General features: G+C 62.8%; 12 protein-coding genes. 7 read left to right on the forward strand and 5 right to left on the reverse strand.

The genetic code is table 11. The features are described from left to right. Window positions 1–33 precede the first annotated feature (33 nt). Window positions 34–1,470 (reverse strand): glutamine synthetase family protein, encoded by a 1,437-nt coding sequence (locus tag LB577_RS30485; RefSeq protein WP_023766756.1) that lies wholly within the window; start codon window positions 1,468–1,470, stop codon window positions 34–36. Window positions 1,471–1,616: 146 nt separating this feature from the next. Between LB577_RS30485 and LB577_RS30490 the strand changes: the two genes are divergently transcribed. Continuing rightward, a complete protein-coding gene (locus LB577_RS30490; protein WP_224690132.1) occupies window positions 1,617–2,333 on the forward strand; it encodes an HAD family hydrolase in 717 nt (238 codons plus the stop codon). 63 nt (window positions 2,334–2,396) lie between these two features. Here the strand turns inward: LB577_RS30490 and LB577_RS30495 are convergent, their stop codons facing one another. From LB577_RS30495 to aceA, 3 genes are all read right to left on the reverse strand, one after another. After that, window positions 2,397–2,840: a response regulator gene (locus LB577_RS30495; protein WP_031249810.1), complete on the reverse strand. Its 444-nt coding sequence runs from the start codon at window positions 2,838–2,840 to the stop codon at window positions 2,397–2,399. A gap of 250 nt (window positions 2,841–3,090) precedes the next feature. Beyond that, window positions 3,091–3,333, reverse strand: a complete 243-nt coding sequence (locus tag LB577_RS30500) for a hypothetical protein (RefSeq protein ID WP_006202762.1) — start codon at window positions 3,331–3,333, stop codon at window positions 3,091–3,093. A 63-nt stretch (window positions 3,334–3,396) separates the two neighbouring features. Beyond that, entirely contained in the window at window positions 3,397–4,686 is a 1,290-nt protein-coding gene (gene aceA / locus LB577_RS30505; protein ID WP_224690133.1) for an isocitrate lyase, read from the reverse strand. 236 nt (window positions 4,687–4,922) lie between these two features. Here aceA and LB577_RS30510 point away from each other — a divergent pair, with 236 nt between their 5' ends. From LB577_RS30510 to LB577_RS30535, 6 genes are all read left to right on the forward strand, one after another. Beyond that, window positions 4,923–6,371 (forward strand): short-chain fatty acyl-CoA regulator family protein, encoded by a 1,449-nt coding sequence (locus tag LB577_RS30510; protein WP_023776567.1) that lies wholly within the window; start codon window positions 4,923–4,925, stop codon window positions 6,369–6,371. 136 nt (window positions 6,372–6,507) lie between these two features. Beyond that, a complete protein-coding gene (locus tag LB577_RS30515; RefSeq protein ID WP_224690134.1) occupies window positions 6,508–7,461 on the forward strand; it encodes a DMT family transporter in 954 nt (317 codons plus the stop codon). Window positions 7,462–7,785: 324 nt separating this feature from the next. Beyond that, entirely contained in the window at window positions 7,786–8,883 is a 1,098-nt protein-coding gene (locus LB577_RS30520) for a polyamine ABC transporter substrate-binding protein (RefSeq protein WP_224690135.1), read from the forward strand. Window positions 8,884–8,959: 76 nt separating this feature from the next. Then, window positions 8,960–10,102 carry an ABC transporter ATP-binding protein gene (locus LB577_RS30525; RefSeq protein ID WP_224690136.1) on the forward strand — a complete coding sequence of 381 codons (1,143 nt, stop codon included), beginning with the start codon at window positions 8,960–8,962 and terminating at the stop codon, window positions 10,100–10,102. A 9-nt stretch (window positions 10,103–10,111) separates the two neighbouring features. Then, complete coding sequence (locus LB577_RS30530) at window positions 10,112–11,080, forward strand: ABC transporter permease subunit (protein WP_031257883.1); 969 nt, start codon at window positions 10,112–10,114, stop codon at window positions 11,078–11,080. Further along, window positions 11,077–11,895 carry an ABC transporter permease gene (locus LB577_RS30535; protein WP_224690137.1) on the forward strand — a complete coding sequence of 273 codons (819 nt, stop codon included), beginning with the start codon at window positions 11,077–11,079 and terminating at the stop codon, window positions 11,893–11,895. Before LB577_RS30530 ends, LB577_RS30535 begins: the two co-directional genes overlap by 4 nt. 26 nt (window positions 11,896–11,921) lie before the next feature. Here LB577_RS30535 and LB577_RS30540 read toward each other — a convergent pair whose 3' ends face one another. Beyond that, window positions 11,922–13,775 carry an AsmA-like C-terminal region-containing protein gene (locus tag LB577_RS30540; RefSeq protein WP_224690138.1) on the reverse strand — a complete coding sequence of 618 codons (1,854 nt, stop codon included), beginning with the start codon at window positions 13,773–13,775 and terminating at the stop codon, window positions 11,922–11,924. Window positions 13,776–13,913: the final 138 nt, after the last annotated feature.

Genomic DNA, 13,913 nt, shown 5'->3' on the forward strand with positions numbered 1-13,913 from the left:
CCTACTCCCCTACTCCCCTACTCCCCTACTCCCCTAAACATTCAGCAACAGATACTCCCGCTCCCACGGGCTGATCACTTCCATGAAGGTCTCGAATTCGGCCCGCTTGATCGCCGCATAGGTCGCGGCGAAGGATTTGCCCAGCAGCGCGCAGAGTTCCTCGTCGCCCTCGAACAGGTCGACGGCTTCGAGCAGGCTGCGCGGCAGGTCGATCTCGTGCGCATTGGCGGTCGTCAGTACCGGAGGCTCGGCCTTAATCTTCCTGGTGATGCCGATCAGCCCGCAGGCAAGTGAGGCCGCCAGCGCCAGATAGGGGTTGGCGTCGGAGGACGGGATGCGGTTTTCGACACGCCGGGCCGCCGGATCGGAGCGTGGCACGCGGAACGCCGTGGTTCGGTTGTCATAGCCCCATTTGTTGTTGACGGGGGCCGAGGCCGCCTGTGTCAGCCGGCGGTAGGAATTGACATAGGGCGCGAACATCACCAGCGCGTTCGGCACATGCTTCTGCATGCCGCCGATAAAGTGGAAGAAGTCCTCGGTTTCTGAGCCGTCCTCGGACGAAAAGATGTTCTTGCCCGTCTTCTTGTCGATGATCGACTGGTGGATATGCATGGCCGAACCCGGCTGGCCCTGGATCGGCTTGGCCATGAAGGTGGCATAGATCTCGTGTTTCAGCGCCGCCTCGCGGATCGTGCGCTTGAACATGAACACCTGGTCGGCAAGCTCGATCGGGTCGCCGTGGCGCAGATTGATCTCGAGCTGGCCGGCGCCCTCTTCATGGATGAGCGTGTCGATCTCCAGGCCCTGGCTTTCGGAGAAATGGTAGATGTCGTCGATCAGTTCATCGAACTCGTTGACGCCGGCGATCGAATATCCGGCGCCGCCGCCGATCGCGCGGCCCGAGCGGCCGACCGGCGGGGTCAGCGGATAGTCCGGATCCGGATTCTTGCGCACCAGGTAGAATTCGATCTCGGGCGCCACCACCGGCTTCAGCCCCAGTCGGTCATAGGCTGCAAGCACGCGCTTCAAGACATTGCGCGGCGTGAATTCGACCGAACGGCCATCCTGGTGGACGAGGTCGCAGATGACGGCGGCGGTCGGGTCTTCCTCCCAGGGCACCACAGTCAGCGTCGAGAGGTCCGGCATCAGCTTGAGGTCGCCGTCGTCCTCGGGATAATGGAAGCCGTTGCCGTCCTCGGGATAGCCACCGGAAATCGTTGTCATAAAGACGGCCGAAGGCAGCGCCAGCGAGGTGTTTGAGGTGAATTTCTTCGACGGCATCATCTTGCCGCGCGCGACGCCGGCCTGGTCAGGCGTGATGCATTCGATATCCTCGATGCCGCGCCATTCCAGCCATTCGCTAACTTCCTTCCAGTTCTTCACGCCGCGCAGGTTTTTCACGAAAGCAGGCGTGCGCGCCCGTCCTCCGCGGCTCGACGGACGGACTTCCTTTTTTGCAGGCGGCATCATTCACCAGATGGAGTTGCGGATTTCGGAGTATAGCCGTGCCCGGCTGCCGAAGGGAAGGGGAGCCGCTTCCGGCATTTGCCTTCGTGGTTGAAAATTGCCCGCGGGTCGGCTTACGTTCGGGGCGTTCTGCACACAAGAAGTCGGCGATGCGAACCAGTAGCGAAGTGACGACGATAGGCTTCGACGCCGACGATACGCTTTGGCAGAACGAGCAGTTCTTCCGCATGACCGAAAAGCGCTTCGCCGCCATGCTTGCCGATCATGCCGAGGAGAAACAGATCTCGGCGCGACTGCTGGAGGCCGAACGGCGCAACCTCGCCGTTTATGGTTTCGGCATCAAGGGATTTACGCTGTCGATGATCGAAACGGCGATCGAGGTCACCGATGGGCGGGTGCCGGCTTCGGTCATAGCGGAGATTCTCGATGCCGGCCGCGAGATGCTGAGCCACCCGATCGAACCCCTGCCGCACGCGCGTGAGACGGTGGAGAAACTCGCCGGCGCCTACCGCCTGGTGCTGATCACCAAGGGTGACCTCTTCGACCAGGAACGCAAGCTGGCCGGATCGGGCCTCGGCGACCTGTTCGACGCGGTCGAGATCGTCAGCGACAAGAATGCCGCGACCTATGCGCGCCTCTTCAGCCGCCATGGCGACGGTCCTGCAAAGAGCATGATGGTCGGCAATTCATTGAAGTCGGATGTGATGCCGGCCATCGAAGCCGGCGGTTGGGGCGTACATGTGCCGCACGAACTGACCTGGGTGCTCGACCATGTCGAGGCGCCGGTCGCCGAGCCGCGGTTCCTGCAGATATCCGATCTCGGGCAATTGCCCGAACTGGTCCAGGGCATCACGAAACGAGGTTGATCGCTGCTTCCACCAGCTAGGTCCCGCGCGGTTCCGGAATGAAAACCGCTTCCCCGACTTGCTTTAGCGGCTGACCAGGCGGTCGATCACCGGTTGCAGCCGTTCAGGTGTGATCGGCTTGGTCACAACCGCATCGATGATACTCGACAAGCCCAGGCTTTCCGTCGTGCCATTCTTGGTCGAAAGCAGGATCACGGGAGGGAACGATTTCCCCGAAGCGCGTCGCAACGTTTCGATGCCGGACATCAGATTGTCGCAGTCCTTGTTGTCGGGGCCGCCGTCCAGCACGATCGCGCCGGGGACCAGCAAGCGCAAGGTCCGCGCCGCCATATCGGGTGATTCCGAGATTGGTCGGAGCCCGGAGCGCTCGACAATCTTCGACACCACCACGCGATTGATCGGCGATTTTCCGACGACCAGCACCTTCGAGGGATCGTGGATCGTCTCGCTGCTTGAACCTCGGGTCCCCGGATTCAGATGTCTTCCGGTCTCGCCCTCACGATTCACAGGGCACCCAAGTCGGCCAAGAAGCTCGCTCCCGTTTCAATGCAGAGTTGAAATCCGAGTGACAATTGGCGTGAGATCGCCCCCGTGTCAAGTTGAAATAAAAGGCTCCCGAGAGCACCTCGTACGACAGTGGAGTCAAGCAACAGTACTGTACTGCCCTGTCCACTGCTTGGTCGCATGAAAATAAAATTCACCTGCGCATATGCTGCGCAGGTGAAGGGCCGGTTGCAACGATTTCCGGTCAGCCCGGTCAGCCATGGCTCTGCTGCGTGACGATCACCGGGATCAGCAGATCGCCCCAATTGCCGTCGCCGCCATGGTGCCTGGCCGAACGCACGAGCTCCACCGAGACACCTGCCTCGACCGCCTTCATCACCGACTGGTTCAGCCTGTGCAGGTCATTGGCCAGCATGCGGATCGTCGCCTGCTGGTCGACGCTCATCGTGGTGGACTGCTCTTCCGCCCGTTCCTTGACGCGGCTTATCGATGCCATTGGTCTTCTCCTGTGTCCGAAGCCCTGTCGGGCGTTTCCTCTGTTGGTCGTCTTTTCGTGGACTTATTCCGCAGCCGGCTTGAACTGCGCGTGCTCCGTCGATTCATGCATGGCGGTGGTCGACGACTGGCCGCCGGTGATCGCCATCGACACGGCGTCGAAATAGCCGGTGCCGACCTCGCGCTGGTGCTTGGTCGCGGTGTAGCCGTTGGCTTCCGCGGCGAACTCGGCTTCCTGCAACTCGGAATAGGCAGCCATCTGCCGCGCCTTGTAGCCGCGTGCCAATTCGAACATGCCGTAGTTGAGCTGGTGGAAGCCGGCGAGCGTGATGAACTGGAATTTGTAGCCCATGGCGCCGAGTTCCTTCTGGAACTTGGCGATCGTCGCGTCGTCGAGGTTCTTCTTCCAGTTGAACGACGGCGAGCAATTATAGGCGAGCAGCTTGTCCGGGTGGTGCTTGCGCACGCCCTCGGCGAATTTCCTGGCCTGCGCCAGATCCGGCTTGGACGTCTCGCACCAGATCAGGTCCGCGTGAGGCGCGTAGGCGACGGCGCGGGCGATGCAGGGCTCGATGCCATTGCGCACATGATAGAAACCTTCAACCGTGCGCCCGGCGCCATAGTCGACAAAAGGCTGGTCGCGTTCGTCGATGTCGGAGGTGAGCAGCTTGGCCGCTTCCGCATCGGTGCGAGCGACAACCAGCGTCGGCGTGCCCATCACGTCCGCCGCCAGGCGCGCGGCGTTGAGGTTGCGGATGTGCGCGGCGGTCGGGATCAGCACCTTGCCGCCGAGATGGCCGCACTTCTTTTCCGACGCCAGCTGGTCCTCGTAGTGGACGCCGGCGGCGCCCGCCTCGACGAATGCCTTCATGATCTCGAAGGCGTTGAGCGGTCCGCCGAAGCCGGCTTCCGCATCGGCGACAATAGGCGCGAACCAGGTCTCGACCGAAAGCCCATTGCCCTCGGAGGTCTCGATCTGGTCGGCGCGCTGCAGCGTGCGGTTGATGCGCTTGACCAGTTCGGGCGCCGCATTGGCCGGATAGAGCGACTGGTCCGGATACATGGCGGACGCCGTGTTGGCGTCGGCGGCAACCTGCCAGCCCGACAGGTAGATCGCCTTCAGCCCGGCGCGCACCTGCTGCATCGCCTGGTTGCCGGACATGGCGCCGAGCGCGTTGACGAAATCCTCCTCATGGATGAGCTTCCACAGCCGGTTGGCACCCATTTCGGCGAGACTCTGGCGGATCTGCACCGAACCGCGCAACCGCTTCACATCCTGCGGCGAATAGGGACGTTCGATCCCGTCGAAACGGCCTTCCGGCGCCGATGGAACGAGGTTGTAAAAATCGGTCATGGGATACTCCGAAGGATTGCTGCGCTATGGCCGGTGGCCAGTCATTGGCCATCTGGAATGTGACTGAATTTACATTGCGGCGCGGAATGAGCCAGATAAATCCACACATATGCCGGGATATAAGGGAAAACTTGTGTTGTGTTTGACAAAGGGCCGCTGTAAATCTGTCATTATTGTAAAGAAATCGGCAGCGTGATTGCCGTGGAAATTGTGTAAATTCCTGTCAAGGATAGCCGATGGCTGACCAGAAGATATTCGCCGGGCCGCGCATCCGCCGCATCCGCAACGCCAAGGGCTTGACCCAGACGGCGATGGCCGAGGGGCTCGGCATCTCGCCGTCCTATCTCAACCTGATCGAGCGCAACCAGCGGCCGCTGACGGTGCAGCTGATCCTGAAACTGGCGTCCGTCTATAAGGTCGATCCGCATGAGTTGCAGGGCGAGGCAAGGGGGTCTGTCGCTGCCCTGAAGGAAGTGTTCACCGATCCGCTGCTGGTCGGCGAGTTGCCTGGAGATCAGGAGCTGATCGAGCTTGCGGAGGCGGCGCCCAATGCGTCCGCCGCGGTGATAAAGCTGTTTCGCGCCTATCGCGAGCAGGCCGAGCGGCTGTCCGATCTCAACGAGCTTCTCGCCCGCGAGGGGCGGGCGACGGCGCTTTCCGGCGCCCGCCTGCCGATCGACGAGGTACATGAGACCTTCGAGCGGCGGCCGAACCATTTTTCGGCACTCGAGGAGGAAGCCGAGGCTTTTACGTCAGTGCTCGATCCCGGCGACGACCTGTTCGGCGCGCTGAAAGCCTGGCTGAAGCGCGAATACGGCATCGTCGTCAAGGTGCTGCCGGTTGCCACCATGCCGAACTGGCGCCGCCGTTACGATCGTCACTCGCAGCGGCTGTTCCTGTCGGAGCGGCTGTCGCCGTTCGACCAGCTGCGCGAAGTGGCGATGGAAGCCTGCCTGATCCGCATGACGGTCGCGGTCGCCGGCGAGATCCAGGCGCTCAAGCTGAGCACGGACGAAGCCCGTCGTCTCGCCCGCTTCGAACTCGGCCGCTATGCGGCGCATGCGCTGATGATGCCCTATCAGGCCTTCTACGCCGCCGCCGTTCGCGCCCGCTACGACATCGATGTCCTGCGTTCGCGCTTCGGCGTCTCCTTCGAGCAGGCGGCGAACCGGCTGACCATGCTGCAGCGGTCGGGCGCCCCAGGGGTACCCTTCTTCATGCTGGAGGTCGACAATGCGGGAAATCGCTTCCGCAAGGCCGGCAGCCAGGGTTTTCCGCACAGCCGCTTCGGCGGCGGCTGTCCCAAGCTGCCCGTGCATGTCGCCTTTTCCCAGCCCGGCCAAGTCTTCGTCGAAGCGGTGGAAATGCCCGACGGTGCCGAGTTCCTGTGCATCGCCCGCACGCTGGAAGGGCCGCAGGGCGCGTTCTCCGAACGACCGCGCCGCACCGCGCTGCTGCTCGGCTGCGACATCGGCTTTCGCGACGACATCGTCTATGGTGCGGCACTGCCGGGCGCGACGACCGCCGGAAAGTCCGGACCAGGTGTCATTGCGGCGACGCCTGTCGGGCCCGCCTGCCGGCTTTGCGAACGCGTCGGCTGCCTGGCGCGTGCCGAGCCGCCGGTGACGCGTCCGCTCGGCCTCGACGAGATGGTGACCGGCCTGAGCGCCTTCGACTTCCAGTAACGCGGCAGCAAAGGTGCCACAATCGTCGCCGGTGTCTGGATCACCCGCGGCGCAAGTCTTTGCGCTACGCGAACAGAGCAGTTTTTTGTCGTCCCTTGCGCATCGTCCCGTCCACAAAAGCTCGACAGTCGCGCCCATGACAGACGCAGCATCATCGCCCGGCCTTGTTACCCCGACAGCCTCGCCGCGCGAGGAACGCGTCGGCATGCTTTTGGTCTTCCTGTCGGCTCTGATGTGGAGTTTCGGCGGCACCATCGCCCGCTTCATCACCGTCGGCGACAGCTGGACGGTCATCTTCTGGCGCTCCGTTTGGGCCGCCGCTTTCCTGCTCTCCTTCATGGCCTGGCGTGACGGCTGGCGCGGCATGCTGAGATCGTTTCGCGACATGGGCCTGCCCGGTCTCGCCGTGGGGTTCTGCTTCGCCATCGCGTCGACATCCTTCGTCGTGGCACTCGCCTACACGACTGTTGCCAACATCCTCTTGATGCAGGCTGGCGTGCCGCTTCTGGCGGCGCTGTTTGCCTGGGTGCTGTTTCGCGAACGGGTGACTGTCGTGACCTGGGTGGCGATCGCCGCCGTCATCACCGGCGTTGCCATAATGGTGTCGGAATCGCTCGATGGCGCCGTCTCGCCCATGGGGGACGGGCTGGCGCTGCTGATCGCGTTCATGTTCTCGATCGCAACCGTCATCACAAGGCGGTTCTCCAGCGTGCGCATGACGCCTGCGACCTGTCTCGGCACGATCCTGGCTGCCGGCTTGGCGGCGTCGCAGGCGTCGACCTTTGCGGTGTCGGCCAGCGACATGGGCTTCCTCTTCGCCTTCGGCGTCGTCAATCTCGGCATTGGCCTGGCTTTCTTCGCCACCGGCGCGCGCCTGGTCCCGGCGGCCATCGCGGCGCTGCTCGGCACGTTCGAGCCGATTCTCGGACCGATATGGGTCTGGCTCATCCATTCCGAGGTGCCGTCCGGGCGCACCATCATCGGCGGCGCGGTGGTGGTCACGGCGCTGCTTGTCCATATCGGGCTAGAGTTCAAGCGCCAGGCACGGCCGCAGCGGGCAGGCGTCACCGGGGTGCCGTCGCCTAATTGATGCCGGCCCGAAGCTTTGCCATTGACAACGTCGCTGCCGCCCGGGCAGGCTGGGAATACGGCAACAACAAGACAGGCGTATCTTGCCAAGTCTCCCCGGCGGCCCGATCGAGACCGGACCACATTCCTGTATTTCTGTCCGCGCGGCGGCGAAAGCTTCTGACGGCGCCGTAATTCCTTCCAGTCCAGGACAGCCGGACGGCCGCAGGCGGCGCGCCGATCGGCTCTTGTTGTCCCCTGGAAAGCTCAATACCCTGACGAAAATGCCCGGCCGCGCGCATGCCGCGACGAGCCGGCGACGGAACACTCACCAAAGGAGAATAGCATGATCCGCAAAGCGCTCTGGCTTTCGGCGACCTCGGTATTTCTGACCCTTTTCACCGCCGGCGGTCACGCCGCGGACCGCGTCGTCAACGTCCTCAACTGGTCGGACTACATCGACAGTTCGATCATCGACGACTTCACCAAGAAGACCGGCATCAAGGTCGTTTACGATACCTTCGATTCCAACGAGATCCTGGAAACCAAACTGCTCGCTGGCGGCAGCGGCTACGACGTCGTCGTGCCGAGCGGCAATTTCCTGGCCCGCCAGATCCAGGCCGGTGTGTTCCAGAAGCTCGACAAGTCGAAGCTGCCGAACATCTCCAACATGTGGGACACGGTTTCGGAGCGCACCGCCAAATATGACCCCGGCAACGAATACTCGGTCAATTACATGTGGGGCACCGTCGGCATCGGCTACAATCTCAAGAAAGTTCAGGCAGCTCTCGGCACCGACAAGATCGACAGCTGGGATACGTTCTTCAATCCGGACAGCCTCGCCAAGTTGAAGGACTGCGGCGTCTATGTGCTGGATTCACCAGCCGACATCATTCCGGCGGCGCTGAAATATCTCGGTCTGGACCCGAACAGCACCTCGCCCGACGACATTGCCAAGGCCGAGGACGCGCTGATGAAAGTGCGGCCCTTCATCAGGAAGTTCCATTCTTCCGAATACATCAACGCACTCGCCAATGGCGACATTTGCCTGGCGATCGGCTGGTCTGGTGACGTGTTCCAGGCACGCAACCGTGCCGTCGAAGCCAAGCAAGGCGTTGAGATCGGCTATTCGGTGCCGAAGGAAGGCGCCCAGATGTGGTTCGATCAGATGGCTATTCCGGCCGATGCGCCGCATACCGCCGAGGCACTCGAATTCATCAACTACATGATGACGCCGGAAGTGATCGCCAAATCGTCGAACTATGTGCTCTACGCAAACGGCAACAAGGCGTCGCAGCAATTCGTCGACAAGGCTCTTCTGGACGACCCGTCGGTCTATCCTGACGCAGCGACGTTGCAAAAGCTCTACACTGTCCAGCCGTACGATCCCAAGACCCAGCGCATCATCACGCGCAGCTGGACCAAGATCGTCACCGGCCAGTAAGCAATCCGACACGACCCCGGCAGCCAACTGCCGGGGTCGATTTTCTTTGGGGACTCAGGACAGACGGAGTGGGGATATGAAATCGCTTGGCAGCATCCGCAGGGATTTCGCGCCATGGAAGGACCCGAACGCCAAGCCATACATTCAGTTCGAGAACGTCACCAAGAAGTTCGGTGACTTCACCGCCGTCAACAATCTGTCGCTGACCATATTCGAGCGCGAATTCTTCGCGCTGCTGGGCGCCTCCGGCTGTGGAAAGTCGACGCTGCTCAGGATGCTTGCCGGCTTCGAGGAACCGACGGCTGGCCGCATCCTGCTCGATGGCCAGGATTTGCGCGGCATTCCGCCCTATCGCCGGCCGGTCAACATGATGTTCCAGTCCTATGCCCTGTTCCCGCATATGACGGTGGAAAACAACATCGCCTTCGGCCTCAAGCAGGAAGGCATGGCCAAGCCCGATATCGAAAAGCGCGTCGCCGACATGCTGAAGCTGGTCAAGCTCGAGCAGTTCGCCAAGCGCAAGCCGCACCAGCTCTCCGGTGGCCAGCGCCAGCGCGTCGCCCTTGCCCGCTCTGTCGCCAAGCGCCCGAAGGTGCTGCTGCTGGACGAGCCGCTCGGCGCGCTCGACAAGAAGCTGCGCGAGGAAACCCAGTTCGAACTGATGGACCTGCAGCAGGAACTCGGCCTCACATTCGTCGTCGTCACCCACGACCAGGAAGAGGCGATGACCATGGCCGATCGCATCGCCATCATGGACAAGGGCGAGGTCATGCAGGTTGCGACACCGGCGGAAGTCTATGAGGCTCCGGCATCGCGCTTCGTCGCCCATTTCGTCGGCAACGTGAACATGTTCGAGGGCAAGGTTGCTGAACAGTCAGCCAACACGACGCGCATCACCGGCCCAAGCGGAGCCCAGATCGTCGTCGAGAATGGTGGCGCGGCTGCAAAGGCCAATGCCGACATCGTCTTCGCCATCAGGCCGGAGAAGATCAGGGTCTCTTCGAAGAAGCCGGCAGATGCCGTCAACGCTCTGGAGGGCGAAGTCTACGACATCGCCTATCTCGGCGACATGACCGTCTATCACGTCAGGCTGGACGACGGGCAGATCATCAGGGCAAGCGCCTTGAACGCGGTGCGGGTGACCGAGGATCCGCTGACCTGGAACGACCGCGCCTGGGTGTCTTTCCGGCCCGACGCCGGCGTCGTGCTGGCGCGGTAGGGGGCTGATATGTCCAACATCGCTGTCACCGACGCCGCCGTGCCGTCGGCCGCCGACAAGCCGTTCCTGGCGCGGCTGGGCGCCGGCTTCGTCAACCGCCTCGTCATCATCGTCCCCTATCTCTGGCTGCTGTTCTTCTTCCTCGTCCCCTTCGTCATCGTCTTCAAGATTTCACTGTCGCAGACGGCGATTGCCATGCCGCCCTACACACCGGTGCTCGGTTTCAAGGACGGCGTCTCCGGCTTCTTCGCCGGGTTTCGCGATCTCAACTTCGACAACTATGTCTGGCTGACGCAGGATGCGCTCTATTTCAAAGCCTACGTCACCAGCCTGATCATCGCCGCCATTTCGACGGTGCTGACGCTGCTGGTCGGCTACCCTATCGCCTACGGCATGGCGCGCGCGCCGGCCACCATCCGCCCGACCTTGCTGATGCTGGTGATCCTGCCGTTCTGGACGTCGTTCCTGATCCGGGTCTATGCCTGGATCGGCATCCTAAAGCCCGAGGGACTGCTCAACCAGCTGCTTTTGTCGCTGCACATCATCAATCAGCCGTTGGTCATCCTCAACACCTACACGGCGATCTTCATCGGCATCGTTTATTCCTACCTGCCGTTCATGGTGCTGCCGCTCTATTCGTCCTTGGAAAAGATGGACTATTCGCTGATCGAGGCGGCCAAGGATCTCGGCTGCCCGCCGACCGCCGCTTTCTGGAAGATCACCTTTCCGCTGTCCCTGCCGGGCGTCATCGCCGGTTGCCTGCTGGTGTTCATCCCGGCCGTTGGCGAGTTCGTCATCCCCGACCTGCTCGGCGGTTCGCAGACGTTGATGATCGGCAAGACCTTGTGGAACGAGTTCTTCGCCAATCGCGACTGGCCGGTCTCTTCGGCCGTTGCCGTCATCCTCCTGCTTCTGCTGACCGTTCCGATCATGCTCTTCCAGCAGGCACAGGCCAAGGCGCAGGAGCAGGACAAATGAACACCACCTGGAGCCGCTTCAACGTCACCTCGATCGTGCTGGGCTTTGCCTTCCTGTACCTGCCGATCGTGCTGCTCATCGTCTTCTCCTTCAACGAGTCCAAGCTCGTCACCGTCTGGGGCGGCTTCTCGACCAGATGGTATGTGTCGCTGTTCCACAATCAGGGCCTGATGGACGCCACCTGGGTCACGGCGCGCGTCGGTATCATTTCGGCCACGGTGGCGACCGTGCTCGGCACGCTGGCGGCGCTCACCCTGACGCGTTACACCCGGTTCAGGGGCCGGGTGCTGTTTTCCGGCATGGTCTTCGCGCCGCTCGTCATGCCGGAAGTCATCACCGGCCTGTCGCTGCTGCTGCTCTTCGTCGCTGTCGGTCTCGACCGCGGCTTCCTGACCGTGACGCTCGCCCACATCACGCTGACCATGTGTTTCGTGGCGGTCGTCGTTCAGTCGCGCCTGGTTTCCTTCGACCGTTCGCTGGAGGAAGCGGCGATGGATCTTGGTGCAACGCCGACGAAGACCTTTTTCCAGATCACGCTGCCGGTCATCATGCCGGCGATCGTGTCCGGCTGGATGCTGGCTTTTACGCTGTCGCTCGACGATCTGGTCATCGCCAGCTTCACCTCCGGGCCGGGCGCCACCACGCTGCCGATGAAGATCTACAGCCAGGTCCGTCTCGGCGTGACGCCGGAAATCAACGCCGCCTGCACCATCCTGATCGCTGTGGTCGCGGTCGGCGTCATCATCGCCTCGATCGCCAACAAGCGGCGTGAGGTGCAGCGCCAACTGGATGAACAGGCCGCCCAGCGCGGCTAGCTGCGCGGTGGATGGTTCGGGCGAAGCTACTCGCCCGAAACGCCGCGGCTTATCGGCGAAATGAACGGCGTGCTCCATGTCCCGCCGACGAAGAAGGACGACTGGTTGGGGCCTTGCTGGCCATTCGCCTGCGTGGCGGCCTGGTCCGGCTGGATGACGCCGCCGGACAGTGCCAGCCCGCGCCCGGCATAGGAGGCTATCCCGGAAAGCCAGATCTTGTATTTCGCCGAATTGGCCTCGGCCTTGTCCAGCCTCGCCACGCCTCTCGAAATGGTTGCCTTCACTTCGGCGCCGTCGATCGGCAAGGTCCCGTCCGAAACATCATCGAGTGCGAAGAAGCCGCCTTGTTCGGTATGCTTGAGAAAGGCCGGCAGGTTGAACTTGCTGAGCGCGCCGGGGCCGAAGGTCGCCGAGACCGAGCCATCGGAATTTTCAAAGATCGAATCCCAGGTTCTGCCCGGTCCCTTCAGGATGACCGAAACCGTACCCGTGCCGACCGGCACCAGCCGGGTCATCCCGGCAGCCGTAGCGAACGCGCCGCCGTCGACATCGGACGCGAGCAGCCGGATTTCGACCTGGGTGCCCTCGGGCTTGCGGTCGAAACGAAGGCTGGTCTGGATGTTGCCGCCAAAGGCCGAGGCGTCGGAGATGTCGAAGACGGAAAGACCATCCTTGACCTGGGCAGTGGCGGCGACATCGGCAAGCTGGATGGCGCCCGCCGTGGCATGCGCCGCAGACAGCCTGAGATCGAGGTTGATCCGATCGGCAAAACTTGTCTCGACGTCACCCGGTCCGGCTCCGCTCGCCGGTCCCAGCGGCGTGAAGGCGGACAGGAATGACCTGAGGTCGAGTGTGTCGAAGGCAAGCGTGCCCGAAATCACTGGCTGCGCGTCGCCAAGCGACAGGTCCAGCGCGCCCATACCCGGATTGTTGTCCAGCGCCAGTGCGGTGTTCTCGAACTTGATGCGCCCGGCCGACGCGGTGACCTTGCTCGAAATGCTGACCGAGCCGATCGCCGCGCTCGGCGCGATGCCAGCCTGCGTCCATTCCAGCACGCGGCGCAGCGAGGGAGCCGCGAACTTCACCTGGCCGTCGAAATAGGCATTCTCGGACATGCTGGCCGCGCCGTCGAAGGAGAAGGTGGCGGGCGCGGCCTTCAATGACAGGGTAAGCGGCGCCATGCCGCCGGCAAACAGCACCAGCGGCTTTGCCGAGGCGGCGTCGACGGTCACGCTTTCGCCGCGCCAGATCCCGGTTGCCGACAGCGTCGCATTGCTGTTCATCGCCGCCCAGGTCGCCTGGCCGCTGAGGCTGCTCAGGATCTCCACGTCCTTGCCGTTGACGGATGCCACCATGCGGCCGTCCCTGAACTCCACCGTGCCGAACGTGTCGGTCGGCAGCTTGTCGAGATCGGGCTTGGCCGGATCGGCACTGACCACGCCGCGCGCCGCGTCGATGGAGCGTGCAATGCGGCCGCCGGTCGGCGCCGTGGGCAGGAACAGGCCGTCCGCCGACCGTTGCACCCGGATCGTCGGCCGCACCAGCCGTGCCGTGGAAAACTCCACGTCGCCGCGCAATGCCGCCATGGCCGAGAGGTCGACCTCGACCCGTTCGGCCTCGACGACCGGCGGCGCATCGGTGTCCGTCCACTTCGACAGCGTCACATCGGTCAGGATCGCACGGAAATTCGGCCAGACCTCGATGCGCGGCGAGCCATCGATGGCGACGCGAAAACCGCTCCACGCGCTCATTTCCCAAGCGATGCGGTCGCGCACGATGCGCGTCGAGGCGATCAGCGGCAGGGCAGCGACCACGAGAGCGATGACGATCACGGCAGCGCCGATCGCCCATACTCCGCGGCGGATGAAGGATGACGGCATATCGCCCTGTATGCTTCCGTTCCGACAAAAATCGTCCAGTCGTCACTACGACTTAGGGCCGAGGCATTTCAAGTCTTTATGGCCCGGCGATGGCATTTGCGCACACTTGCCCGCATCGGCCGAACAAAATCTTGCTCT

The sequence above is a fragment of the Mesorhizobium sp. B283B1A genome (genome assembly GCF_020165735.1).
Classification (GTDB): domain Bacteria; phylum Pseudomonadota; class Alphaproteobacteria; order Rhizobiales; family Rhizobiaceae; genus Mesorhizobium; species Mesorhizobium opportunistum.